The following is a 23,156-nucleotide window of genomic DNA, read 5'->3' as shown; positions in this document are numbered from 1 at the left end:
ACAGACAAACTTAGCTTTAGACTGATCGAAAATCGTATGTCACATAAAAGGGGAGGGGACCATGAGTCAACCTCCTCTTTTTTGCTGTAAGTAAAAAAGTCCGCCATTTTCAATCGTAAGACTGATTTTTGGTTCGTATAAAGTTTTGAGTGCTTGTCTTTCTATTTCATATTCTACAGATGTGTCTGAAGTCCCTTCATAAAATTGGTTTAAAAGTTCGAAGTCTTCCTTCCATTTTTGAACGGCGCGCACTGCCCAGTCGTCCGGCTCCTCATGGGCATAATGCTCCATAAGGCTGTAGAGCCGTTTGATTCCGCTCTCTGGCTTAATCATTGTGCTCATCGTAAAGCAATAATCGGGAATTTGAGACGACAGCTCACGAACTTCCAGCTTCTCTTGAAATTGTTCAATGACTTCTCCGCGAATGAGATGAAGGCCTAATGATAAAAGCTTATCCTTCTTCCGGTCTGCAAGGTAAGAAATTTTTACATTGAGACCAAGCCATGGCTCAAGGGCGATCTGGTTGTTCGTGAGCGGGCTGACTCGTTCATAAAGCCTGATAAAACGGCCCTGCTCTTTGACCGCCTCAAATATTTGAAATAACCGGGGGGAGCCGAAATGGATAAATTCACCACTGATCGTATCACCCGCTTTTTTTTGATCTGTGATCAAAGTCAATTGCCGCGGTTCAGGTACACCGCCAGTTTTTTCAAGCCAGTGCCAATAAAAAGGACGGTTCATAATCAATTTATCCATTTCAATTGTCAGCTGTACGGTCATATGTCCTGCACTTTCTTCTAATATGCTGCATTGATTCGTCTTGAAAAAACGGAGAAGAAAGGTGTGAATGTCATGCTGCTCCATTGATCAACTCTCCTTTATGAGCCTTGCTGTCTTTTTTCTAAAAGTGGTGTTTGTGCTTCAGTTAAATAAGAAGCAAACTGGGTTAATTTCTTTTTCATGTCTCCGCCTGGTTCATGCTGGAAGAGGATTTGATGCAATTCTGTTTCGACATCTTTAATATCAATTCTTGTTAAAATATCATCTAAATCGCCTATGACGTTTTCAAACAGCTGAATTTTTTCATATAAAAGCTTTAAAATATGCTCTTCAACTGTTCCGCTCGTTGCCATATTGTAAATGTGGACATCTCGCTCTTGGCCAAGGCGGTGGATACGTCCAATTCTCTGTTCTAAACGCATCGGGTTCCAAGGGAGGTCGTAGTTAATGATTTGGTTACAAAACTGAAGGTTGATCCCTTCGCCGCCAGCTTCTGTCGCAATTAACACTTGCGCCCGTTCTCTGAATAAATCTTTCATCCAATCTTTTTTGCCCCGCTTAAAGCCGCCCCGAAATGGCACAGAGCTGATACCATTTTGCTGTAGAAACCATTGTAAATAAATTTGTGTGGCGCGGTATTCGGTGAAAATAATGACCTTCTCATTTAACTGCTGAATGAGTTTAACCACTTCAAGCGCCTTTGAGTTTTGCTCCACTTGATTGATTTTCTCCATGATTTGCGCTATAGCAGAAGATCCGAGAATATGCTTTTCTTCTTCCTGCATTTTTTTAATCGTCATATAAACTGCTTCACGGCTTGAACAGCATTCTCGTTCCAAGGTCATAATGGAAAACATATGCTTTGTATAAGAAGGATTCTCTTTCAGCTTGCAGATTTCATCATACAATGCTTGTTCTGTCGGAGAGAAATCAATGGAAATCGTTTTGACATGCCGTTTTGTCCACTCGATGCCTGTGTCTTGTCTTCGGTTTCGAATCATCACTTTATTGACGAGCTGTTTTAATCGGTCATGGTCTTCAAGCTGCAAGTCCTTTTTGGCAAAGATATCTTTAAATTGATGTTCATTTCCTAGGTGGCCTGGCTTCAGAAGGGAAACAAGATTAAATATTTCTCCGATCCGGTTTTGAATAGGTGTGGCTGTCAGCAGCAGGCAGAACTTCTTATTCAGGTTTCTCACAAATTCATAGTTTTTCGTTTTATTGTTTTTCAGTTTGTGTGCTTCATCGATAATGACCATATCGTAGGCAATCGATAAAATCGTGTCTCGATGCGGCTGTCTTTTGGCTGTGTCAATAGAGGAAACGACTACGTCACACTGTTCCCACACATAGCTCTTTTTTTGTTCAACAGCATCAATATAAAATTTCGTCCGCAGCTCCTGTACCCACTGAGACACAAGGGAGGCGGGGACGAGAATGAGAATCTTTTTGGCAAGTCCACGAATCATGTATTCTTTGATAATGAGTCCTGCTTCTACGGTTTTTCCAAGTCCCACTTCATCTGCTAGAATGGCTTTCCCATTCATTTCTTCTACGACTCTTCTGGCTACTTCAAGCTGGTGCTTTAAAGGTGTGAATGCAGGCAGGTGCGCGGGAGCTTGCAGTCCCTCGAATGAATCAATGGCTGTGACTTTTTGAACCTGCGTCGCTAAACGATACATATCCCAGTTCGCCCAGGGGCCGTCTGCTGAAAGCCGCTGCTGAAATTCATTTGCCCATTCCTGATCAAAAATCGTTTGAATATTCAATGTGGTCGCCTGCCTTTCTTTCTAGTAGGATCTGATAAAATTGTTCTGTTTTTAAACGCTTCATTTTTTTGGAGGTCTCTAAAAGACTAGATATATGAATAAAAGCGAACGATATCGAAGGGTTATTTTAAAAATGTTAATGATTTTTCTGTTGCTCTTCATCCATTTCTAATGGTAGGATGTTGATAAGTGATCTAGAAAATAAGTCACCCATTTTGATAGTATGTCCAATAAATGTGAAAAATATGAGCGGATGATGGTATGGGGAGAGACTTGGCGGTTATTTTGCACTGGCAGGCGCCGAAGGAGCAAGCTGAATGATTCAGTGAATCTCTCAGGCAAAAGTACTCTTACCGGACGCAACTCTGGAGAGTGTTTGCTTAAGGGTTTTAGCAAACCACCAAAGGGGAAAACGCACAATGATATTGTGCTGTAAACTTTCAGGTGCAAGGACAGAGACTTCTTTTTGATAAAAGGGAGCGCTCTGTCCTTTTTTGCTGTGATTTTTTCTGAAAATTCAGCTTGCATTTGCACTGTGAGAAAAAAGGGGGAAACGATTGATGTTGAAACGAACACCGCTTTTTCATGCGTATGAAACGTTTGGCGCAAAAACCATTGACTTCGGGGGCTGGGAATTACCTGTCCAATTTTCTTCCATTAAAGAAGAACATGAAGCTGTTCGAACAAAAGCAGGGCTTTTTGATGTGTCTCACATGGGTGAGGTGGACGTCAAAGGTCAAGATGCCCTTCCATTTTTACAAAGGTTATTAACCAATGATGTGTCTAAGCTGACAGACGGTAAGGCACTATATACAGCCATGTGTTATGAAGATGGCGGAACGGTAGATGACCTGCTCGTCTACCAAAAAGAAAAGAATCACTATTTGCTTGTCATCAATGCATCAAATATCGATAAAGACGTGGATTGGCTTTTGAAGCACCAAGAGAAGGATGATGTATTGATCAAAAATATGTCTGATCAAACCGCCTTGCTAGCGCTTCAAGGACCTCTTGCAGCTGACATCATCAAAGAGGTGGCGGGTGAAGAGGTGACATCGCTTAAGCCATTTACGTTTTTATCAAAAGCTGAGGTCGCAAATAAAGAAGTGCTCGTTTCCAGAACAGGCTACACAGGGGAAGATGGCTTTGAAATTTACTGCCAGTCAGAAGATGCGGTCCACCTTTGGTCCGCTTTATTAGAAGCGGGGCAGCCAAAAGGACTCATTCCATGCGGACTCGGTGCACGTGACACCTTGAGATTTGAAGCGAGACTCCCGCTTTACGGCCAGGAGCTGACAAAGGATATCTCTCCATTAGAAGGCGGCATTGGTTTTGCTGTCAAAACGGATAAAGAAGCTGATTTTATCGGAAAAGCTGCACTTAAAAAACAAAAAGAAGAGGGACTGAAGCGAAAGCTTGTCGGCATTGAAATGATTGATAAAGGGATTCCGCGTACAGATTATCCAGTCTTTTCAGGAGAAAAGCAGGTTGGGATTGTCACAACGGGCACTCAATCCCCAACATTAAAGAAAAATGTCGGGCTTGCTTTGATCGAAACCTCAGAGGCGGAGCTTGGATCAGAGGTGGAAGTACAAGTTCGCAAAAAACGTCTAAAAGCCAAAATCGTCGCAACACCATTTTATAAAAGAGCCAAATAACGAGGGGGAATAGAGGATGAAGCACAGGTATTTGCCGCAAACAGAGCAAGATCAAAAAGAAATGCTGGATGTCATCGGCGTACAGTCGATTGATGAGCTTTTTTCAGATATCCCAGAGAAAGTTAGATTCAAAGGAGCATACAACATCAAAGAAGCCGCATCTGAAACAGCGCTTGTCAGGGAATTATCCCGACTAGCTGCAAAGAATAAGGATACAGTTTCCTATGCATCGTTTCTTGGTGCAGGTGTATATGATCATTACCAGCCTGTCATTGTCGATCATGTGATCTCACGCTCTGAATTTTATACAGCGTATACACCTTATCAGCCGGAGATTTCGCAAGGTGAATTGCAAGCGATCTTTGAATTTCAAACAATGATTGCTGAGCTGACTGGTATGGATCTTGCCAACTCCTCGATGTATGATGGCGGGACGGCACTGGCTGAAGCGGCAATGCTCGCTGCGGGACACACAAAGAAGAAAAAAGTGGTTGTTTCTGAAACGGTTCACCCTGAATCAAGAGCGGTGCTGAAAACATACGCCAAAGGACAAAACATTGAAGTTATTGAAGTGCCTGCGAAAAAAGGGCAGACAGATCTAGCTGCATTGGAAAAAGCAATCTGCGATGATACAGCAGCAGTTCTCGTGCAATATCCAAACTTTTTTGGTGTAGTCGAGCCGTTAAAAGACATTGAACCCATTGCACATAAAGGAAAAAGCCTGTTCACTGTCTCTAGCAATCCTCTCGCACTCGGACTATTGACGCCGCCTGGAAAACTCGGGGCAGATATTGTCGTTGGTGATGCGCAGCCGTTCGGCATCCCGGCTGCATTTGGCGGACCTCACTGCGGATATTTTGCTGTGACGAAAAAGTTGATGAGAAAAGTGCCAGGTCGTTTAGTCGGGCAGACAGAAGATGAAAATGGTGTTCGTGGATTTGTTCTGACCCTTCAAGCGCGTGAGCAGCACATTCGAAGAGATAAAGCGACGTCAAATATTTGCTCAAACCAAGCATTAAATGCATTAGCTGCTTCTGTTGCCATGACGGCACTAGGAAAAACAGGCATAAAAGATATCGCCTATCAAAACGTGCAAAAAGCCCATTATGCCAAGACGCAGGCAGAAAAATATGGACTGCAGGCGGATGTAGAAGGGGCGCATTTTAATGAATTTGTGATCAAGTTACAGGAGCCTGTGAAAGAAGCCAATAAACGATTGCTTGAAAAAGGAATCATCGGCGGCTACGACTTGGGGCTAGACTACCCAGAGCTTCAGCAGCACATGCTTGTAGCCGTGACAGAGCTAAGAACAAAAGAAGAAATTGATACGTTTATCAAGGAATTGGGGGATCGCCATGAATAAACAAGATCAGCCGCTTATTTTTGAATTATCTAAAGAAGGAAGAATAGGGTACAGTCTGCCTGATTTAGATGTACCTGAACAGGAGATCCCGTCTTTATTTGATGAGACGTATATCCGTGATGAAGATGCTGAGCTTCCTGAAGTATCTGAGCTTGATATTATGCGCCATTATACAGCATTATCAAGACGCAATCATGGGGTCGATTCTGGATTTTATCCTCTTGGCTCATGCACGATGAAATATAATCCAAAGATTAATGAAAAGGTTGCACGCCTTGCAGGGTTCTCGCAGGTTCATCCGCTACAAGAGGCAGAAACTGTGCAAGGTGCATTAGAATTACTATACGATCTAGGTGAACATCTTGAAGAAATTACGGGAATGGACGCTGTGACATTACAGCCTGCGGCAGGAGCACATGGCGAATGGACGGGACTTATGATGATCCGTGCGTATCATGAAGCAAGGGGAGATCATCAGCGTACAAAAGTCATTGTGCCTGATTCTGCTCATGGAACGAACCCGGCATCTGCGACAGTCGCTGGATTTGAAACCATTACCGTCGCATCTGACGAAAACGGGCTTGTTGATTTAGAAGATTTACGCCGCGTTGTTAATGAAGAAACAGCTGCTTTAATGCTTACAAACCCGAATACACTAGGCCTCTTTGAAGAAAACATTTTAGAAATGGCTGAAATCGTTCATGAAGCTGGCGGTAAGCTTTATTATGACGGAGCCAACTTGAACGCTGTTTTAAGCAGAGCAAGACCAGGAGATATGGGATTTGATGTTGTCCACTTAAATCTTCATAAAACCTTTACAGGCCCGCACGGAGGCGGAGGTCCTGGCTCAGGTCCTGTTGGCGTTAAAAAGGAATTAATTCCTTATTTGCCAAAGCCAGTGCTTGTGAAGAAGGAAGGCCGTTTTTACTTTGATCATGACCGTCCAGAATCAATTGGGCGCGTGAAGCCATTCTATGGCAACTTTGGCATTAACGTCAGAGCTTATGCGTACATCCGCTCTATGGGGCCAGACGGTTTAAAGGCTGTAACCGATAATGCCGTGTTAAATGCGAACTATATGATGCGCCGCTTAAGTGCTCATTATGATTTGCCGTTTGATCGTCACTGTAAGCATGAATTTGTCCTTTCAGGTAAACGTCAGAAAAAATTAGGTGTGCGGACACTGGATATTGCCAAACGATTACTTGATTTCGGCTACCATCCGCCAACGATCTACTTCCCGCTCAATGTAGAGGAATGTATCATGATTGAACCGACTGAAACAGAATCAAAAGAAACACTTGATGCATTCATCGAAGCAATGATTCAGATAGCGAAAGAAGCAGAAGAGAATCCTGAAGTGGTGCAGGAAGCGCCGCATACAACGGTTGTCAAACGTATGGATGAAACAAAGGCCGCACGGAATCCAGTTCTCGTTTTTGAAAGAAAATAAAGAAAAAAGACTCAGGGGGAATCATGCTCCCAGAGTCTTTTTAGTTAGTTCTTCGTTTTAATGCGGCCGCCCCATTTTTTAAAGCCGCCTTTTAAATTATAAATCTCACGGCAGCCGTTTTTACGTAAAGTTTGGGCTGCTTTTCCGCTTCTAAAATTATTTTGACAATAGAGATAAACAGGCTTGTCAGGACGTATTTCATTTTTGCGCTGCTTTAGTTGGGAAAGGGGGATATTTCTTGCCCCTAAAATATGTCCGCCTTCAAACTCATTTGGCTCTCTCACATCAATGAGCTGGGCTTTGCGGTAACCTTTAATAAATTCTTCTTCCGTCAGCGTTTTCATAATGCGCTGCTGATAAATGTAGCTGCCGATGGAATAAAGAACGAAAAGTCCACAAAGTGAGAGGACGATATAGTTGAATATTGACAATACAACTCGACTCCTTCTTGAGCATCAGCACAGTAGCCTGTCTGATGGTACGTTTTAGACAAATACTATTATAGTAAAGCATAAGAAACTTGTCATCATAAATGGTAAGAATTATTTTCAATTCCGTCCCTATTTGATAGACTGATGAAGAGAGAAAACCGGTGGTCACCACCATCATCTAACATTGACTACGTAAAAGAGAAGGGATTTTATATGCAAAAAGAGAAATGGTGTTTCATTGATTCAGGAAACCAAGACCCTGCCTTTAACATGGCAATGGACGAAGCCTTGCTTTATTGGCATAGCGAGAAGCTCATCCCGCCTGTTATCCGCTTTTATGGATGGAATCCGGCGACATTATCTGTTGGGTATTTTCAGAACGTTGAAAAAGAAATCAACCTAGAAGCCGTCAAGCGATATGGTCTTGGATTTGTCCGCAGACCAACCGGAGGACGGGGAGTACTTCATGACCAGGAGCTGACCTACAGCGTGATTGTGTCAGAGGAACATCCAGAAATGCCAGCGACGGTGACAGAGGCGTACCGCGTTATTTCAGAAGGCATTTTAGAGGGCTTTAAAGAGCTGGGACTCGATGCGTATTTTGCCATTCCTCGTACAGATAAAGAAAAGGAAAGCTTAAAGAACCCAAGATCATCTGTATGCTTTGATGCCCCTTCTTGGTACGAGCTTGTTGTAGAAGGCAGAAAGGTAGCGGGCAGTGCTCAGACGAGACAAAAAGGTGTCATTCTCCAGCATGGATCTATTTTAATTGACCTTGATGAGGACAAATTGTTCGATTTGTTCCTTTATCCAAACGACCGGGTGAGAGAGCGGATGCAGCGAAGCTTTAAAAACAAAGCGGTTGCCATCAATGAAATCTCAGACCGAACATGTACAATAGACGATGCGCGTGCTGCGTTTAAAAGAGGGTTTGAAAAAGGATTAAATATTGAGCTTGAACCTTATGAGCTGACAGATGAAGAATTAGCGTTTGTCCATCATCTCGCAAAAACGAAATATGCCTCAGATGATTGGAATTACAAGCGTTAAGCCGAAGGACACTCCTTGTTTTTTAATGAACGATGGTGTAGAATTGGGTTGATTATTAAGTAAAGGTGCATTATGGAGGGGTTTTATGACTACACCTAGTATGGAAGATTACATTGAACAAATTTATATGCTGATAGAAGATAAAGGATATGCCAGAGTCTCTGATATTGCAGAAGCACTCGCTGTCCATCCCTCCTCTGTAACAAAAATGGTTCAGAAGCTAGATAAAGATGAATACCTCATTTATGAGAAGTATCGTGGTCTAATTTTAACCCCGAAAGGCAAAAAAATTGGAAAACGTCTCGTATACAGACATGAACTGCTAGAGCAATTTTTAAGAATCATTGGTGTAGATGAAGAGAAAATTTATGATGATGTAGAAGGCATTGAACATCATCTCAGCTGGAACAGCATTGACCGCATCGGCGATCTCGTTCAATTTTTTGAAGAAAACGATGAGCGATCTGTTCAGCTGAAAGCGATTCAAAAGAAAAACGAACAAACAAATCAAGAATCTTAATCAAAAAGGACACCCTCAGCATGGGTGTCCTTTTTGATTAAAGTTCTAATTGAAAGCAAAAGCTCCTACACTATTATTAGCGTGAAATCAAAGGGGGCTCCTTGATGAAGATAGATGGTGTGTTCTCAGGTGGAGGCATTAAGGGGGCAGCGCTTGCAGGTGCCTATGAAGCGCTTGAAGCGAGAGGATTTCAATTTGTCCGTCTTGCTGGTACAAGTGCTGGAGCAATCATTGCTTCACTCATCGCAGCAGGTTTTACAAGCCAGGAAATTCGAACGCTTTTAGATGAAATGGATGAGCATCAATTGCTTGATAGGAGATGTCAATTCATCCCGTTTAAAATGCTCAGGTGGGTATCCATTTACTGGCGTCTCGGTCTTTATAAAGGAGACCGGCTGGAAAAATGGCTGACCGATGTGTTAAAACGAAAAGGGGTCACCGTGTTTGGAGACCTCAAAAAAGATTCACTGAAAATCGTTGCGTCCGATTTAACGAATGGAAAAATCCTTGTTCTGCCAGACGACCTTCCTTCATATGGCTTAAATCCAGAGCGGTTTTCCGTGGCGAGGGCTATTCGAATGAGCTGCAGCCTGCCGTATTTTTTCGAACCTGTCAAACTGAAGTCATCAAAAGGCATTTGTACCATTGTAGATGGAGGAGTGCTGAGCAATTTTCCAATTTGGCTGTTTGCTGAAGAGAAAAAAAGACCGTTCGTCGGTGTTACATTAACGCCAAACGAAAAAGAACGCCCTCAACACTCCATCCGCAATGCGTTTGAACTGTTTGGCGCTCTTTTTGAAACGATGCGTGGTGCTCATGACGAAAGACATATCGCCACAAAACACGAACATCATATTATTTTTATTCCTGTAGAACACGTCATTGCCACTGATTTTCAACTCATGACAGAAAAGAAAAAGGCGCTCGTCGATCTAGGCAGACAGAAGGCCGAGCAATTTTTAAAAAGCTGGACATTTTAAAATAAGGCGCGATTCTTCTTTTTGTTTTTCTTGCCTTCAATCACAGTCAAATGTGTTTGGCTTTTCTTTTTGAGAAGGACGGGCTTAGACTTGTGGTCAGTCGGCACGCTTCGCAAATGAGTGACCCGATTTTTCATCTGGCTTTTCGTTTTTGGTTTAGGCTGCTGGTAGCGACGTTTTGATTGTTTGACTGCTTTACGATAAAGATTGCCCTCTGTTCCAGTTCTTCGATTCATCAGCCATCTAAATAGGAAAAACAAAACCGCTCCAATGATCACAACAGACAGCAGCATGGTAAAAAGTCTGCCTGGGTTCGTTGTGAGTAAGTACACAAATCCCAAAACACCTAAAGCGAAAATAATGGTAAAAGCAGGATGTACTCGGCGATTCATAACTGTCCACCTCCGAAGGAATTTACCGGATTTATAAGTTAGATCACTTGATGAGCAGAATCTGACGCTTGTTTCAGAGATACTTCCTCTAAACGAAGAAGTTCATTAAAACTTGCAATGGCTACCTCGACTTGATCGTCAGAAGGTTCTTTTGTTGTGAGCAATTGCAGCCAAAGGCCAGGATAGCCAAGCGCTTTAAGCACAGGCACTTCTCGGAGTTTGTTCGTGAATTGAAGCACTTCAAATGAAATGCCCAGAACAACCGGAATAAGTGCCAAGCGGTTCAGAACTCTCACCCATAAAGGATCTGTCGGTACGAGTAAATAGACGAACATCCCGACAATGACAGTGAATAAAATAAAGCTGCTGCCGCATCGATAATGCAGACGGGATTGCTTTTGGACATTTTCCACTGTGATGTCAAGGTTCTGTTCATAGCAGTTTATGACTTTATGTTCTGCCCCATGATATTGAAATACTCTTTTAATTAAAGGGGTCATGGAAATAAAGTAAATATAGCCTAATAAAAGGACCAATTTGAAGAATGTTTCCACTGCGATTTGTGCAAAATTCCCTGAAAAGATGGGACGCACAAGCTCTGCTAAAAAGACAGGTACCAAGGTAAAGACAAATTTACTAAAGAGTAGAGAGAGAACTCCGATCACAGCAATGCCGAAGATCATGGATAATTTCGAGCCTTTTTGTTCCTTTTCAAGAGTATGATCTTCAGAAGGATCTAAGTCATATCGCTCACTGGAGAAGTTTAAGTGCTTACTGCCGTTTGCGCTTGCTTCAACAAGTGCAGCAACACCCCTGACAAAGGGGATTTTCTTGAGAAAGGCGGTTCGTTTATTGGAGGTCCGGGGAAGCTTCAAAAACTCAATGGACTGGTCCTTTCGCCGAATCGCTGTCACATAGTTCTTCTTACCTCCGAACATGACACCTTCGACAACTGCCTGTCCTCCATAAGCTGGAGGTTTTGTTTGATTGGACATATTTCATCAACCTGCCTGTTTCCTGTAATTTACATGCATTTCCTTATACCTTTATTGTACAGGAAATGAGGGGAAATCACTAGCTCACAGGTCGATTATCTACTAGAATTCTATCTACCTCTTTTTAGCCAGTATACCCTGTTTTAAAAATTTTACACTCATGCATGGAAATCCTTTTTTTTATGACATTTTGGACATACTACTTGCTGGAGGTGTTCACAAATGAAACGTGATGAAAAGAAAAACCAAGAAGAAAAAAATCAGTCCGTGCAAACGACATCACTTGTGGCAAGAGCAGCTGCTACAGGTTTTGTCGGCGGTGTTTTTTGGGGCTTTATCGGGTTTCTGGCCTATGTGTTTCATTTTTCAGAGGTGAGTCCCAATATGCTGCTTCAGCCATTTGTGCTTGGAGAATGGAAAAAGGGAGGACTTGGTACTTTTATCAGTATTGTGCTGTTAGGAGTTTTATCGATTGGAGCCGCCTTTATTTATTTTGGGCTTTTAAAAAGGATTAAAGGCTTTTGGATGGGTTTAGTATATGGCGGGCTTTTATGGCTGCTCGTTTTTTACGTATTTAATCCCATTTTCCCAGATGTAAAGCAAGTACAAGAGTTGCAGCAAAGCACCATTGTTACGACATTTTGCCTATATATTTTATATGGCATGTTTGTCGGGTACAGCATTTCGTTTGAATATAATGAATTGACGAGTCAGAAGCTTGCGAGGGCACTCGGGAAAAAGCCAGAATAAAGTGTAAATCACCTATTCATATGATAAAATATTTTTGGAAACGAAAGGTTTCTAAGGAAAAAGAAACAGATCTCGATATAGATTGAATTAGGGTGAAGGAGTGGTCATATGCCTCATTTTCTTGTACTGAATGGACCCAATTTAAATAGGCTTGGCAAAAGAGAGCCTGCTGTTTATGGAAGTAAGACGCTGACAGATTTAGAGACGGATTTGTTCCAGTTCGCAGAACGAGCAAACATCCAACTAACGTTCTTTCAATCAAATCACGAAGGGGATTTGATTGATGCGCTCCATGAAGCAGAAGATCAATACGATGGTGTCGTGTTTAACCCGGGTGCATTTACCCACTACAGCTATGCGCTGAGAGATGCCATTGCAAGTATTTCTTTATCAGTCATTGAAGTACATATCACAAATGTTCATAAGAGAGAGGAATTCCGCCATCATTCTGTACTTGCGCCAGTATGCCAAGGACAAATCGTTGGGCTTGGCTTAGAAGGGTATAAATTGGCGATTCGTTATTTAGTCAGTGAAGGGGGAGCAGTATCATGAAACTTGAAAAACTAAGAGCACTTTTAAGTGAATTAGAGATCGATGGTCTTGTCATTACGAGCAGTTTTAATTTACAGTATATGACCAGCTTTACCGGATCAGCCGGTCTTGCTGTCGTTTCAAAGGACCGGGCAGCTTTTATCACGGACTTCCGCTATACAGAGCAAGCGAAGGATCAAGTCAAAGGCTATGACATCATTGAACATAAAGGAAACATTGTGGAAACGGCTGCTCAAACGGCAAAGGAATTTGGAGTGAAACGCCTTGGGTTCGAACAAAACCATATGACATTTGCCACGTATCAGCAATACGCAGCCAAAGCAGACGGTATAGAGCTTGTTCCAGTCTCTGAATCAGTTGAAAAGTTGCGCTTGATTAAGTCTAGTGAAGAGATTAAGATATTAGAGGAAGCTGCGAAGATTGCAGATCACGCCTTTGATCATATTCTCACTTACATCAAGCCGGGCCTGACGGAAATTGCTGTCATGAACGAGCTTGAATTTTTCATGAGAAAAGAAGGGGCTGAAGGATCTTCATTCGATACGATTATTGCCTCAGGTGTTCGTTCAAGCCTGCCGCACGGAAGAGCGAGTGAAAAGGTGATCGAATCTGGAGATTTAGTGACACTCGATTTCGGTGCTTACTATAAAGGCTATTGTTCTGATATGACAAGAACGATTGCTGTCGGAACACCAAGCGACAAGCTAAAGGAAATTTATCATATCGTATTAGAAGCAGAGAACGCTGGTGTGGATAGAATCAAGCCAGGCTTAACAGGAAAAGAAGCTGATCGCATCACACGAGACATCATTGAAAAGTATGGCTATGGTCAATACTTTGGGCATTCAACCGGGCACGGGCTAGGTATGGAAGTACATGAAGCGCCAGGCCTTTCCTTACGATCAGAGGTCGTTTTAGAAGAGGGAATGGTCGTCACAGTTGAGCCGGGGATTTACTTGCCAGATGTCGGCGGCGTGAGAATTGAGGATGATCTTGTCCTGACAGCTGACGGCAATAAACGATTGACCCACTCACCGAAAGAACTTATCATATTATGATGGTGAAATGTAGGAGGATGACAAAATGATTTCAGTAAACGATTTTCGTACTGGCCTGACAATTGAAGTGGACGGCGGTATTTGGCGAGTAGTAGATTTCCAGCACGTAAAACCAGGGAAAGGCGCAGCGTTTGTTCGTTCGAAACTGCGTAACCTGCGTACAGGTGCCATTCAAGAAAAAACATTCCGCGCAGGCGAAAAAGTAGCGAAAGCACAAATCGAAACAAAAACAATGCAATACTTGTATGCAAATGGCGATCAGCATGTCTTCATGGATACAAGTTCTTATGAGCAGCTTGAACTAAGTGAAGCACAAATTAAAGATGAGCTGAAATATTTGCTTGAAAATATGTCTGTTCAAATCGTGATGTACGGTGCTGAAACTCTTGGAGTAGAACTTCCAAACACAGTAGAACTAGAAGTAGTAGAAACAGAGCCTGGTATTAAAGGTGACACAACATCAGGCGGCTCAAAACCTGCAAAAACTGAAACTGGTTTAATCGTCAACGTTCCTTTCTTTGTGAACCAAGGAGATAAACTAGTGATTAATACATCTGACGGCTCATACGTTTCAAGAGCGTAATGAACGAAAAAAGACTGTAAACCTCGTGTTTACAGTCTTTTTTTATTGGAAAAATGACTCCTCAAGGCAGGCCTTCTCTCAATTCTCTCATTCATCTCTCTTTCTTCTTGAAAAACAAGACTACTTCCAGCTGGTCAAGCATATAGTGTAAAAAAAGCTGGAGGTTCTATATGAAACAATTTCTCCCAGGTCTACACCCGTCAGTCGCTGCAATGGCAGGCATGAGGTTCTTATCTGCCGCCATTGAACTGACGGCAGCCATCCTTATTTTAATCACCAATGATGTACGGAAAGCGGTAGTCATCAATAGTATATTGGCAATCATCGGGCCGCTCATTTTTATTATCACGATGACGATTGGAATCTATCAAATTGCCGGGCAGCTATCCTATGCAAAGCTCGTGTTCATTTTCATTGGTGTCGTGTTTATTCTTGTTGGGATCTATAAGTGAAACGGCTTGGCATAATTAACGGCTCACATCATACATTTTAGAGAAGAAAAAAAGGAGGGGAATTCGTTGCGGAGTTTGCTGGATATTCTCCCGCACTCGATTGGACAAGAACTCAGGCTGCTAAAAGAGGCAGAATGGGCGCAAATAGAAGAAATCCGCATTCGCACGGATCGTCCTATTGAATTAATGCAGGGAGGAAAACCACGTTTCCTTTCTTATCGCACCACCTGGGAAGATGCGTCTCAGCTATTAGGCAGACTGAGCAATTACAGCATGTACACACTTGAGGAAGAGCTAAAACAGGGCTATATCACGATATCTGGCGGACACCGGGTAGGACTTGCTGGAAAGGTGATCGTTGAAAACGGATTTGTCAAAGGGTTAAGAGATATCTCTTCATTTAATATCCGCATTGCCAAAGAAAAAATCGGGATTGCGCTTCCTTTTCTTCCTTATTTATATGAAGAGCACTGGCACAATACACTCATCATCGGCCCCCCGCAAACGGGGAAAACCACATTGCTCCGGGATATAGCACGTCTTGCTAGTACAGGCACAAAAACCATTCCTCCTAGAAAAACAGGCATTATTGATGAGCGTTCTGAAATCGCCGGATGTATCAGAGGGGTGCCGCAGCATCATTTTGGCCACCGGATTGATGTACTCGATGCGTGTCCAAAGGCTGAAGGATTGATGATGATGATTCGGTCTATGAGCCCAGAAGTCATGATTGTCGATGAAATCGGAAAAAGTGAGGATGTCGAGGCACTTTTAGAAGCGATTCATGCCGGAGTCAACATCATCGTCTCAGCTCATGGCTATTCACTTGAAGATGTATATAAACGACCTTCTTTTAAACCGTTATGGGAGCTTCGTGTGTTTGAACGATATGTTGAATTAAATCGAAACAATGGGCCTGGCACGATCGGGCGAATGTACGGCGGGGACGGCCAAGAGATGAAATGGAGGCGGGGAGTGGACGTATGTTAAAGCTCATTGGCGCTATTTTCATTGTCGCGGCCACGACTTGGGGAGGCTTCGAGTTTGCCAAACGATATAGCGACAGACCTAAACAAATTCGGCAGCTGCGGTTTGCTCTCCAGTCTCTTGAAGCTGAAATTATGTATGGTCAAACCCCTTTAGCACGGGCGGCAGAGCAAATTGCAGCGCAGGTAGGTCCACCTGTGAATCAGCTGTTTGAACAATTTGCAGAAAAGCTGAAAGTGGGGACCTTTTCTGCACGCCATGCATGGAACGAAAGTCTTGAAGATGTTTGGAAAAAAACCGTATTGAAAAAAGGCGAATATGAGGCGTTGAAGCACTTTGGAGAAACACTTGGCCAGCATGATGTCACTTCTCAGCAAAAGTATATCAAGCTTGCTTTAGGCCATTTGGAATCAGAGGAGAAAGAAGCTGAAATCGCCCAAGCGAAAAATGAAAAAATGGTCAGAAGCCTCGGATTTTTAAGCGGATTACTACTGATTCTTTTATTGATGTGAGAGGAAGGGAGTCGAGAGCATGGGCGTTGATGTAAACGTCATTTTTCAAATTGCCGGAGTAGGCATCGTCGTGGCCTTTCTCCATACGATTTTAGACCAAATGGGGAAGAAAGAGTACGCTCAGTGGGTGACGCTGCTTGGGTTTATCTACATTTTGTTTATGGTGGCAACCATTGTAGACGATTTGTTTAAAAAGATTAAAGCCGTATTTCTATTTCAAGGATAGGGGAGGGCTTACAAATCGAAATCATACAAATTGTTGGACTTGGTTTAATCGCTACTTTTTTAGCATTAATTGTCAAAGAACAAAAGCCAACCTTCGCCTTTATGCTTGTTGTTTTTACCGGATGTGTCATTTTTCTTTATTTAATTGATCAAATCTATGCCATTATCTCGATGATTGAAAAAATTGCAGCAAGTGCCGGCGTCAATATGAAGTATGTTGAAACCATATTGAAGATTATTGGCATTGCCTATATTGCGGAATTTGGCGCTCAGCTGACGAAGGATGCTGGACAAGGCGCCATTGCATCCAAAATAGAGCTAGGCGGCAAGATTCTCATCTTGGTGATGGCAGTCCCGATTTTAACAGTCATCATTGAGACGATCTTAGGAATGATCCCGTCCATGACGTAAATGAAAAGAGGTGATGACAATGAAACGGGTGACCGCTGTAATGGGATTGATGCTTTTCTTTTGGCTGATTGCTCCGCATGCAGGGGCAGAAGAAAAAGAACCTTTATCTAATGAACAGCCAGCAGCACAGGAAGTGGCGAATGGACAGGCTGATGCACTTGAGCTTCATTCCATCAGTGACTTTTGGGAAACCATTTTGGACGAGTATGGCGGCTTTTTGCCAGAAAGCCAAAAGGGCACAGTGAAGGAAATGATTGACGGCGATAAAGAGCTGTCTCCCCAAACATGGCTGAAAGCCTTTGTACATTATCTGTTTCACGAGGTCATTGCAAACGGAAAGCTTCTAGGTACTCTGATTTTACTCACCATCTTTTGTTCGCTTTTGCAGCTTTTACAAAATGCCTTTGAACAAAGCACCGTCAGCAAAGTCGCATATGCTCTTGTTTATATGGTGCTGATTATTATTGCACTTAACAGCTTTCATGTGGCGATTTCCTATGCTACAGAAGCCATTCAAACGATGACCAGTTTTATTCTTGCTCTTATTCCTCTTTTACTAGCGCTTATTGCTTCATCAGGCGGGCTTGTCTCAGCCGGATTCTTTCATCCCGTTATTATATTTTTAATGAACACGAGCGGTGTTTTCATTCAGTATGTCGTTCTCCCGCTCATCTTTTTATCTGCAATATTGAGCATTATCAGTACGCTGACCGAACAATACAAGGTCACCCAGCTAGCCCAGCTGTTAAGAAATGTGGCAATTGGCGGGCTTGCCGTTTTTTTAACCGTTTTTCTCGGCGTCATTTCCGTTCAGGGTGCATCTGCGGCGGTTACTGATGGAATTGCCCTTCGTACAGCCAAATTCATTACCGGAAACTTCATCCCTGTCCTAGGCAGAATGTTTACAGATGCGACCGATACCGTGATCAGCGCCTCTGTTTTACTCAAAAATACAGTCGGACTAGTTGGGGTCGCCATTTTGATTTCAATTGCCGCTTTCCCGGCGATTAAAGTGCTTTCGTTAGCGCTTATCTATAAGCTTGCTGCTGCCATCCTTCAGCCGTTAGGGGGCGGACCCATCATCAGCTGTCTTGATGTCATTTCAAAAAGTGTGCTGTATATATTTGCCGCACTTGCTGTTGTGTCGCTCATGTTCTTTTTAAGCATTACCGTCATCATCACTGCGGGTAACCTGACCATGATGATGAAGTAAGGAGGGGACACCTTTTGAGTTTTCTCACGGAATGGATCACAAGTATTATTCTTTTTATCTTATTTGCGATTGTTATTGATCTTCTGCTTCCCAATTCGAGCATGCAAAAGTATGCAAAAATGGTCGTCAGCCTGCTGCTCATCGTGGTCATGCTCAATCCGATTTTTGCTTTATTTCGAGCAGATCCTGATCAAATTTTTTCAGAATTGATGAAAGGGAAGGAAGAAGCGCAGTCAGAAGAAATAAAAAATCAGATGAATTTAGAAAAAAAAGAAATACAAGCTTCTCAGCGTGCATATATTTTAAAGCAAATGGCTGTCCAACTAGAAAAAAGCGCAAAGGAGCCACTGGAGAAGGAGAGCTATGTAATGAAACACGTAGAAGTGCTGGCTGATGAGGAGCATCTGGATCAGAATATGGAGGCGGATCAATTTCGCATCAAAGCAGTTCTTTCCCCGCTCACAGGTGATGCTGTAGAAACGGTGGCGAAGGTGGACATTGATCTCTCCAAGCAAAAGGAGGAAAGCGCTGGATCTTCTAGCAAAGAGATCACGAGGGTAAAAGAGACACTTGCTGATGTTTGGAATACGAGTCCTGAGCACATCGCGCTGAACATTGAGGGAGGTGACGCAGCAGATCATGAATAACAAGGACTGGAAACAAAAGCTGAAATCATTCTTCCAGCCGCCTGAAAAAGGTGAAGGGAAACCCAAATTAACGAAGCACCATTACTTGCTGCTTGTATTCATTATCGGCGTATCTTTCATGTTAGTCAGTCAGATCTTGTCACCGCCATCAAGCAAACAACAAGCTGCGGTTCCTGCTTCTAAAAAAACATCCTCAGAAGAGCAGGAGGTATTCAAACCGGCATCCTCAGGTAAACCAAAAAATTCAATTGAGGACGTGGAGCAAGAATACGAAAATCAGCTGAAAGAAATTTTAGAGACCATCATCGGCGTTGAGGATGTATCAATTGTGGTCAATGTAGATGCAACGTCTTTAAAAGTGTTTGAAAAAAACAAATCCAATAAAAGTACAACGACCGAGGAAACAGATAAAGAAGGCGGCGTACGAAGTGTCACCGATCAAACAAAAGAAGAAGAAATCGTCATCATCAAAAATGGCAATGAAGAAACACCAGTCGTTGTTCAAACGAAAAAACCAGAAATCCGAGGTGTCCTCGTTGTTGCTCAAGGAGTAGACAACGTTCAAATAAAGAAAACCATCATTGAAGCGGTTACACGAGTGCTTGATGTACCGAGCCATAGAGTGGCTGTTGCCCCTAAAAAAATCAAGGAGGATTCGGAATGATGTTAAAAAAACAAACGGTTTGGCTATTAACGATGCTAAGTTTAGTTGTCGTATTAAGTGTGTACTATATCATGTCTCCACAGGGTGAAAATGCAGTGACAGTAGAAGATACGAAATCAAAAGGCACTGAAGAGAAAAAGGTTGAAACAGAAAAAGGGACGGACAAAGGCATGGAAAAAGGCGCTGATAAGAAATCCACTGACAAAGAAACAAACGGCAAACAAGAGGATATCGAAACAAGCGGTGAAGAAGGAAAGGCTGTGTCAGAGCAAACAGACGATGAGCTTTTTACAACATACAGACTAGAGCTTGAAGATAAACGAAGCAAGCAGCGCGAAGAATACAACGAAATTGTCTCCAGTGACGATGCAACAGCACAAGAAAAAAGTGAAGCATACGATCAAATGACAGCGCTCAGTGAAGCAGAAGGAACTGAGCGTCAGCTTGAGACCTTGATCAAAACAAAAGGCTATAAAGATGCGCTCGTAAGTGCTGAAGGGGATAAAGTGAGCATTACGGTTCGTTCTGATAAAAAATCAAAATCTCAAGCGGCCGATATTATTGATATGGTCACAAAAGAAATGAGAGGTCTTGATAACGTAGCTGTCACTTTTGAGCCCACTAATCAATAAAAAATGAACTGGCGCCCTTTGCGGAAAAGGGCGTTTTTTGATGCGGCTTGACGCCCTCTCCAAGGTGCTTACGCGAGGCGCTTCACCACAATAGTAGTTGAATTCATCGAAATCCTCCTGTAAGATGGTTATAGTATGTACTTTTAGTACTAGCCTATAATAAAAAGATAAATCCATACATAGGGGTGCAAATCCATGTTAAAAATCGAAGAAATTCATGAACTGATTAAATTAATTGACGACTCTACTATCGATGAGTTTACGTACGAAAACGAAGGTGCAAAAATCAAACTGAAGAAAAATAAAGAAGTCGTTCAGCAAGTTGCGGCACAAGCACCAGTGGCTCCAGTCCAAGCAGCTCCAGCTCAACAAGCTCCTACAGCACAAGCTCCAGCTCAGACCGAAGCCCCTGCACAAGAGGCAGCTGCGTCTGAAAATCTGCATAAAATCACATCCCCAATGGTTGGCACATTTTATGCTTCATCTTCACCAGAAGCAGATCCATACGTGACAACAGGCTCTAAGGTGAAGGAAAATTCAGTTGTATGTATCGTGGAAGCGATGAAACTGTTTAATGAAATCGAAGCAGAAGTAAAAGGTGAAATCGTCGAAGTATTAGCTGAAAACGGTCAGCTTGTAGAATTCGGACAACCCCTCTTTCTAGTGAAAGCAGAGTAAGGAGTACGATCATGATTAAAAAGCTATTAATTGCAAACAGAGGAGAAATCGCAGTTAGAATTATTCGCGCTTGTAAAGAGCTTGGAATTGAAACTGTTGCGGTATTTTCTGAAGCGGATCGCGATGCGCTGCATGTACAAATGGCTGATGAAGCATATTGCATCGGACCGACTGCTTCTAAAGATAGTTATTTAAATGTCACGAATATTGTCAGCGTAGCAAAATTAACAGGGACAGATGCCATCCATCCAGGATACGGCTTTTTAGCAGAAAATGCAGACTTTGCAGAGCTTTGCGAGGAATGTAATGTGATCTTTGTTGGACCAACTGCGTCAGCGATTTCCAAAATGGGAACGAAAGATGTCGCGCGAGAAACTATGAAGAATGCAGGCGTCCCGATCGTTCCTGGTTCTCAAGGAATTGTAAAAGATCTTGATGATGCTGTTTCAACAGCAGCTAGTATTGGGTATCCTGTGATTATTAAAGCAACTGCAGGCGGAGGCGGTAAAGGGATCCGTGTGGCTCGTACAGAAGAAGAGCTTATTAACGGAGTCACCATCACGCAGCAGGAAGCAGCGCAAAACTTTGGGAACCCTGGTGTCTATTTAGAAAAGTTCATTGAAGACTTTAGACATGTGGAAATTCAAGTGCTTGCAGATCAGCATGGCAATACGATTCATTTAGGAGAGCGTGATTGCTCGATCCAAAGAAGAATGCAAAAGCTTCTTGAAGAAACGCCATCACCAGCACTGAATGCAGACATTCGTGAGCAAATGGGTGAAGCAGCTGTAAAAGCAGCAGAAGCTGTTGAATACACAGGTGCTGGAACAGTCGAATTCATTTATGATTATAATGAAGAGAAGTTCTACTTCATGGAAATGAATACTCGTATTCAAGTAGAGCATCCTGTGACAGAAATGGTCACAGGTGTAGACCTGATCAAAGAACAGATCAAGGTTGCATCAGGTGAGAAGCTTTCTCTTACACAAGAGGATGTCGTATATGAAGGCTGGGCGATCGAATGCCGCATCAATGCAGAGAACCCAGAGAAAAACTTCATGCCTTCAGCTGGTGAAATTAAAATGTATCTTCCGCCAGGCGGTTTAGGTGTACGTGTTGATTCTGCCGCTTATCCGGGCTATGTGATTCCGCCATATTATGACAGCATGATTGCAAAAGTGATCACATATGGTAAGACGAGAGAAGAAGCGATTGCGAAAATGAAACGTGCGCTTCAAGAATTCGTCATTGAAGGAGTCTACACAACGATTCCATTCCACCTTAGATTGCTCGAGCATGAAACATTTGTGAGTGGTAACTTTAATACGAAGTTTTTAGAAACATACCAAATCATGAAATAATCACAGCTTTCGGAGGTGAATGATCGTGTCAGAAAACAATTTGCTTGAAATGAACCTTGATGAGGATCAATTGGGAAAAGTGCAAATTGCACCAGAAGTGATTGAAGTCATTGCTGGGATCGCCGCTTCAGAAGTCGAAGGCATTGCCGAAATGCGCGGCAATTTCGCTGCTGATGTAGCAGAACGCTTTGGTAAGAAAAATCACCGTAAAGGTGTAAAAGTAGATGTCTCTGATGAAGGCATCACAATCGATGTGTATTGTGTGGTTGAATTTGGCCTATCCATTCCAAAGGTATCCACTGCTGTACAAGAAAATATCCGTCAAACCCTTCTGAACATGACTGCCTTAACGATTAATGAAATTAACATTCATGTCGTTGGCATTCAATTTGAAACAAAAGCACCTGAGGCTGAAGTAGATCAAGAAATGTAAAAAAGGGTTCAAGTGAAACCAAGGAGGCATTGCCTCTTTGGTTTTTTAAAGCCCATTTTTGAGTAATTTCCGAATATTGATAACTTGACGCGTGGATTGATTCGTTTTTCGTCACAGCTCGCATGGATCTTGGTGCGACCACGGTCAAAATATGTTATGATCTCTGTATGGCTTAACGACAAGCGGATAAAGTGGTTAAAGGAGTAAATAATGAAAAGAAGAACTGCAAGAGAAAAGGCGCTACAAACATTATTTCAAATTGATGTGAGCAATATTGATCCGAAAGAGGCCATTACACATGCGCTGGATGAACAAGAATCAGATCCTTTTTTCGAGGAACTGGTTTTCGGTGTGCTTGAACAAAAGGACAAGCTTGATGACATGATCTCACAGCATCTAGTGAATTGGAAACTCGATCGTATTGCAAACGTAGACAGAGCCATTTTAAGGCTGTCTGTGTACGAGATGGTGTATCAAGAAGACATCCCAGTTAGTGTCTCAATGAATGAAGCGATTGAACTCGCCAAATTATTCGGCGATGATAAAGCACCGAAATTTGTAAATGGTGTACTTTCGAACATTAAAAACGACCTAAAGCAGCAATAGG

At 42.6% G+C, this 23,156-nt stretch carries 28 protein-coding genes and 2 riboswitches; of the genes, 23 read left to right on the top strand and 5 right to left on the bottom strand.

All coding sequences use genetic code 11. The annotated features are described in order from the left end of the window. Positions 1–66: 66 nt before the first annotated feature. The gene (locus tag EV579_RS07250) at positions 67–864 is read right to left on the bottom strand and encodes a YqhG family protein (protein ID WP_133744193.1); all 798 of its coding nucleotides are present in this window, start codon (positions 862–864) and stop codon (positions 67–69) included. Positions 865–878: 14 nt separating this feature from the next. Next, positions 879–2,549, bottom strand: a complete 1,671-nt coding sequence (locus EV579_RS07245) for a DEAD/DEAH box helicase (protein WP_133744192.1) — start codon at positions 2,547–2,549, stop codon at positions 879–881. Positions 2,550–2,802: 253 nt separating this feature from the next. Further along, a riboswitch (glycine riboswitch) is annotated at positions 2,803–2,909 on the top strand. Positions 2,910–2,912: 3 nt separating this feature from the next. Beyond that, positions 2,913–3,007, top strand: a riboswitch (glycine riboswitch). Between the two features lie 102 nt (positions 3,008–3,109). Here EV579_RS07245 and gcvT point away from each other — a divergent pair. From gcvT to gcvPB, 3 genes are read left to right on the top strand one after another with little or no spacing between them, the layout of a single operon-like run. Beyond that, the gene (gene gcvT, locus EV579_RS07240) at positions 3,110–4,207 is read left to right on the top strand and encodes a glycine cleavage system aminomethyltransferase GcvT (RefSeq protein WP_024427995.1); all 1,098 of its coding nucleotides are present in this window, start codon (positions 3,110–3,112) and stop codon (positions 4,205–4,207) included. A gap of 16 nt (positions 4,208–4,223) precedes the next feature. After that, a complete protein-coding gene (gene gcvPA / locus EV579_RS07235) occupies positions 4,224–5,570 on the top strand; it encodes an aminomethyl-transferring glycine dehydrogenase subunit GcvPA (RefSeq protein ID WP_133744191.1) in 1,347 nt (448 codons plus the stop codon). Continuing rightward, complete coding sequence (gene gcvPB, locus EV579_RS07230) at positions 5,563–7,023, top strand: aminomethyl-transferring glycine dehydrogenase subunit GcvPB (protein WP_133744190.1); 1,461 nt, start codon at positions 5,563–5,565, stop codon at positions 7,021–7,023. Before gcvPA ends, gcvPB begins: the two co-directional genes overlap by 8 nt. 44 nt (positions 7,024–7,067) lie before the next feature. On the opposite strand, the gene EV579_RS07225 is transcribed toward gcvPB, so the two are convergent. Beyond that, the gene (locus tag EV579_RS07225) at positions 7,068–7,448 is read right to left on the bottom strand and encodes a rhodanese-like domain-containing protein (protein ID WP_024422963.1); all 381 of its coding nucleotides are present in this window, start codon (positions 7,446–7,448) and stop codon (positions 7,068–7,070) included. A gap of 219 nt (positions 7,449–7,667) precedes the next feature. Between EV579_RS07225 and EV579_RS07220 the strand changes: the two genes are divergently transcribed. The 3 genes from EV579_RS07220 to EV579_RS07210 all read left to right on the top strand — a co-directional run bounded on the left by EV579_RS07220 (position 7,668) and on the right by EV579_RS07210 (position 10,004). Next, complete coding sequence (locus EV579_RS07220) at positions 7,668–8,504, top strand: lipoate--protein ligase family protein (RefSeq protein WP_024422962.1); 837 nt, start codon at positions 7,668–7,670, stop codon at positions 8,502–8,504. 85 nt (positions 8,505–8,589) lie between these two features. After that, on the top strand, positions 8,590–9,024 hold the full coding sequence (mntR, locus tag EV579_RS07215; RefSeq protein ID WP_024422961.1) for a transcriptional regulator MntR: 435 nt from the start codon (positions 8,590–8,592) through the stop codon (positions 9,022–9,024). 104 nt (positions 9,025–9,128) lie between these two features. Beyond that, positions 9,129–10,004 (top strand): patatin-like phospholipase family protein, encoded by an 876-nt coding sequence (locus EV579_RS07210; RefSeq protein WP_133744189.1) that lies wholly within the window; start codon positions 9,129–9,131, stop codon positions 10,002–10,004. On the opposite strand, the gene EV579_RS07205 is transcribed toward EV579_RS07210, so the two are convergent. Together EV579_RS07205 and EV579_RS07200 are read right to left on the bottom strand one after the other, a co-directional pair. Continuing rightward, on the bottom strand, positions 10,001–10,396 hold the full coding sequence (locus EV579_RS07205) for an SA1362 family protein (protein ID WP_024422959.1): 396 nt from the start codon (positions 10,394–10,396) through the stop codon (positions 10,001–10,003). The genes EV579_RS07210 and EV579_RS07205 overlap by 4 nt on opposite strands. A gap of 38 nt (positions 10,397–10,434) precedes the next feature. Continuing rightward, on the bottom strand, positions 10,435–11,391 hold the full coding sequence (locus EV579_RS07200; protein WP_024422958.1) for a DUF1385 domain-containing protein: 957 nt from the start codon (positions 11,389–11,391) through the stop codon (positions 10,435–10,437). A 222-nt stretch (positions 11,392–11,613) separates the two neighbouring features. Between EV579_RS07200 and EV579_RS07195 the strand changes: the two genes are divergently transcribed. From EV579_RS07195 to nusB, 17 genes are all read left to right on the top strand, one after another. Next, positions 11,614–12,141: a YqhR family membrane protein gene (locus tag EV579_RS07195; RefSeq protein WP_073206260.1), complete on the top strand. Its 528-nt coding sequence runs from the start codon at positions 11,614–11,616 to the stop codon at positions 12,139–12,141. 108 nt (positions 12,142–12,249) lie between these two features. Beyond that, positions 12,250–12,693 carry a type II 3-dehydroquinate dehydratase gene (gene aroQ, locus EV579_RS07190; protein ID WP_024422956.1) on the top strand — a complete coding sequence of 148 codons (444 nt, stop codon included), beginning with the start codon at positions 12,250–12,252 and terminating at the stop codon, positions 12,691–12,693. Further along, positions 12,690–13,751, top strand: a complete 1,062-nt coding sequence (locus EV579_RS07185; RefSeq protein WP_103131955.1) for a M24 family metallopeptidase — start codon at positions 12,690–12,692, stop codon at positions 13,749–13,751. The genes aroQ and EV579_RS07185 overlap by 4 nt, the downstream gene beginning before the upstream one ends. A gap of 25 nt (positions 13,752–13,776) precedes the next feature. Next, complete coding sequence (gene efp, locus EV579_RS07180) at positions 13,777–14,334, top strand: elongation factor P (RefSeq protein ID WP_024422954.1); 558 nt, start codon at positions 13,777–13,779, stop codon at positions 14,332–14,334. A gap of 170 nt (positions 14,335–14,504) precedes the next feature. After that, positions 14,505–14,786: a YqhV family protein gene (locus tag EV579_RS07175; RefSeq protein WP_024422953.1), complete on the top strand. Its 282-nt coding sequence runs from the start codon at positions 14,505–14,507 to the stop codon at positions 14,784–14,786. A 66-nt stretch (positions 14,787–14,852) separates the two neighbouring features. Further along, complete coding sequence (spoIIIAA, locus tag EV579_RS07170) at positions 14,853–15,776, top strand: stage III sporulation protein AA (RefSeq protein WP_025092985.1); 924 nt, start codon at positions 14,853–14,855, stop codon at positions 15,774–15,776. Further along, on the top strand, positions 15,770–16,285 hold the full coding sequence (gene spoIIIAB / locus EV579_RS07165) for a stage III sporulation protein SpoIIIAB (protein WP_024428003.1): 516 nt from the start codon (positions 15,770–15,772) through the stop codon (positions 16,283–16,285). Before spoIIIAA ends, spoIIIAB begins: the two co-directional genes overlap by 7 nt. A gap of 19 nt (positions 16,286–16,304) precedes the next feature. Continuing rightward, positions 16,305–16,511 (top strand): stage III sporulation protein AC, encoded by a 207-nt coding sequence (spoIIIAC, locus tag EV579_RS07160; protein WP_003153142.1) that lies wholly within the window; start codon positions 16,305–16,307, stop codon positions 16,509–16,511. Continuing rightward, complete coding sequence (spoIIIAD, locus tag EV579_RS07155; RefSeq protein ID WP_087978339.1) at positions 16,508–16,921, top strand: stage III sporulation protein AD; 414 nt, start codon at positions 16,508–16,510, stop codon at positions 16,919–16,921. Before spoIIIAC ends, spoIIIAD begins: the two co-directional genes overlap by 4 nt. Positions 16,922–16,940: 19 nt before the next feature. After that, positions 16,941–18,134, top strand: coding sequence for a stage III sporulation protein AE (gene spoIIIAE / locus EV579_RS07150; protein WP_024422950.1), 1,194 nt, complete (start codon positions 16,941–16,943; stop codon positions 18,132–18,134). Between the two features lie 14 nt (positions 18,135–18,148). Continuing rightward, a complete protein-coding gene (gene spoIIIAF / locus EV579_RS07145) occupies positions 18,149–18,781 on the top strand; it encodes a stage III sporulation protein AF (RefSeq protein ID WP_024422949.1) in 633 nt (210 codons plus the stop codon). Further along, a complete protein-coding gene (spoIIIAG, locus tag EV579_RS07140; RefSeq protein WP_024422948.1) occupies positions 18,774–19,445 on the top strand; it encodes a stage III sporulation protein AG in 672 nt (223 codons plus the stop codon). The genes spoIIIAF and spoIIIAG overlap by 8 nt, the downstream gene beginning before the upstream one ends. Beyond that, a complete protein-coding gene (locus EV579_RS07135) occupies positions 19,445–20,077 on the top strand; it encodes a SpoIIIAH-like family protein (protein WP_024428006.1) in 633 nt (210 codons plus the stop codon). The genes spoIIIAG and EV579_RS07135 overlap by 1 nt, the downstream gene beginning before the upstream one ends. Before the next feature lie 195 nt (positions 20,078–20,272). Next, on the top strand, positions 20,273–20,755 hold the full coding sequence (gene accB, locus EV579_RS07130) for an acetyl-CoA carboxylase biotin carboxyl carrier protein (protein ID WP_061109343.1): 483 nt from the start codon (positions 20,273–20,275) through the stop codon (positions 20,753–20,755). Positions 20,756–20,766: 11 nt separating this feature from the next. Continuing rightward, positions 20,767–22,116, top strand: a complete 1,350-nt coding sequence (gene accC, locus EV579_RS07125; protein WP_024422945.1) for an acetyl-CoA carboxylase biotin carboxylase subunit — start codon at positions 20,767–20,769, stop codon at positions 22,114–22,116. A 25-nt stretch (positions 22,117–22,141) separates the two neighbouring features. Next, on the top strand, positions 22,142–22,549 hold the full coding sequence (locus tag EV579_RS07120) for an Asp23/Gls24 family envelope stress response protein (RefSeq protein ID WP_024422944.1): 408 nt from the start codon (positions 22,142–22,144) through the stop codon (positions 22,547–22,549). A gap of 210 nt (positions 22,550–22,759) precedes the next feature. Next, on the top strand, positions 22,760–23,155 hold the full coding sequence (nusB, locus tag EV579_RS07115) for a transcription antitermination factor NusB (protein ID WP_012010530.1): 396 nt from the start codon (positions 22,760–22,762) through the stop codon (positions 23,153–23,155). Position 23,156: the final 1 nt, after the last annotated feature.

This window comes from Bacillus sp. BK450 (assembly GCF_004364885.1).
GTDB lineage: Bacteria > Bacillota > Bacilli > Bacillales > Bacillaceae > Bacillus > Bacillus safensis.
This window is presented reverse-complemented; position numbering and strand designations above follow the sequence as displayed.

What these genes read in the sequence shown, in the direction of transcription:
- accC (WP_024422945.1), top strand. Translation starts at nt 20,767, where the DNA reads ATGATTAAAAAGCTATTAATTGCAAACAGAGGAGAAATCGCAGTTAGA.
- spoIIIAB (WP_024428003.1), top strand. Translation starts at nt 15,770, where the DNA reads ATGTTAAAGCTCATTGGCGCTATTTTCATTGTCGCGGCCACGACTTGG.
- nusB (WP_012010530.1), top strand. Translation starts at nt 22,760, where the DNA reads ATGAAAAGAAGAACTGCAAGAGAAAAGGCGCTACAAACATTATTTCAA.
- EV579_RS07195 (WP_073206260.1), top strand. Translation starts at nt 11,614, where the DNA reads ATGAAACGTGATGAAAAGAAAAACCAAGAAGAAAAAAATCAGTCCGTG.
- EV579_RS07185 (WP_103131955.1), top strand. Translation starts at nt 12,690, where the DNA reads ATGAAACTTGAAAAACTAAGAGCACTTTTAAGTGAATTAGAGATCGAT.
- gcvPB (WP_133744190.1), top strand. Translation starts at nt 5,563, where the DNA reads ATGAATAAACAAGATCAGCCGCTTATTTTTGAATTATCTAAAGAAGGA.
- efp (WP_024422954.1), top strand. Translation starts at nt 13,777, where the DNA reads ATGATTTCAGTAAACGATTTTCGTACTGGCCTGACAATTGAAGTGGAC.
- EV579_RS07210 (WP_133744189.1), top strand. Translation starts at nt 9,129, where the DNA reads ATGAAGATAGATGGTGTGTTCTCAGGTGGAGGCATTAAGGGGGCAGCG.
- spoIIIAC (WP_003153142.1), top strand. Translation starts at nt 16,305, where the DNA reads ATGGGCGTTGATGTAAACGTCATTTTTCAAATTGCCGGAGTAGGCATC.
- accB (WP_061109343.1), top strand. Translation starts at nt 20,273, where the DNA reads ATGTTAAAAATCGAAGAAATTCATGAACTGATTAAATTAATTGACGAC.
- spoIIIAE (WP_024422950.1), top strand. Translation starts at nt 16,941, where the DNA reads ATGAAACGGGTGACCGCTGTAATGGGATTGATGCTTTTCTTTTGGCTG.
- aroQ (WP_024422956.1), top strand. Translation starts at nt 12,250, where the DNA reads ATGCCTCATTTTCTTGTACTGAATGGACCCAATTTAAATAGGCTTGGC.
- gcvT (WP_024427995.1), top strand. Translation starts at nt 3,110, where the DNA reads ATGTTGAAACGAACACCGCTTTTTCATGCGTATGAAACGTTTGGCGCA.
- EV579_RS07205 (WP_024422959.1), bottom strand. Translation starts at nt 10,396, where the DNA reads ATGAATCGCCGAGTACATCCTGCTTTTACCATTATTTTCGCTTTAGGT.
- EV579_RS07220 (WP_024422962.1), top strand. Translation starts at nt 7,668, where the DNA reads ATGCAAAAAGAGAAATGGTGTTTCATTGATTCAGGAAACCAAGACCCT.
- EV579_RS07200 (WP_024422958.1), bottom strand. Translation starts at nt 11,391, where the DNA reads ATGTCCAATCAAACAAAACCTCCAGCTTATGGAGGACAGGCAGTTGTC.
- mntR (WP_024422961.1), top strand. Translation starts at nt 8,590, where the DNA reads ATGACTACACCTAGTATGGAAGATTACATTGAACAAATTTATATGCTG.
- EV579_RS07175 (WP_024422953.1), top strand. Translation starts at nt 14,505, where the DNA reads ATGAAACAATTTCTCCCAGGTCTACACCCGTCAGTCGCTGCAATGGCA.
- EV579_RS07250 (WP_133744193.1), bottom strand. Translation starts at nt 864, where the DNA reads ATGGAGCAGCATGACATTCACACCTTTCTTCTCCGTTTTTTCAAGACG.
- spoIIIAG (WP_024422948.1), top strand. Translation starts at nt 18,774, where the DNA reads ATGAATAACAAGGACTGGAAACAAAAGCTGAAATCATTCTTCCAGCCG.
- EV579_RS07135 (WP_024428006.1), top strand. Translation starts at nt 19,445, where the DNA reads ATGTTAAAAAAACAAACGGTTTGGCTATTAACGATGCTAAGTTTAGTT.
- gcvPA (WP_133744191.1), top strand. Translation starts at nt 4,224, where the DNA reads ATGAAGCACAGGTATTTGCCGCAAACAGAGCAAGATCAAAAAGAAATG.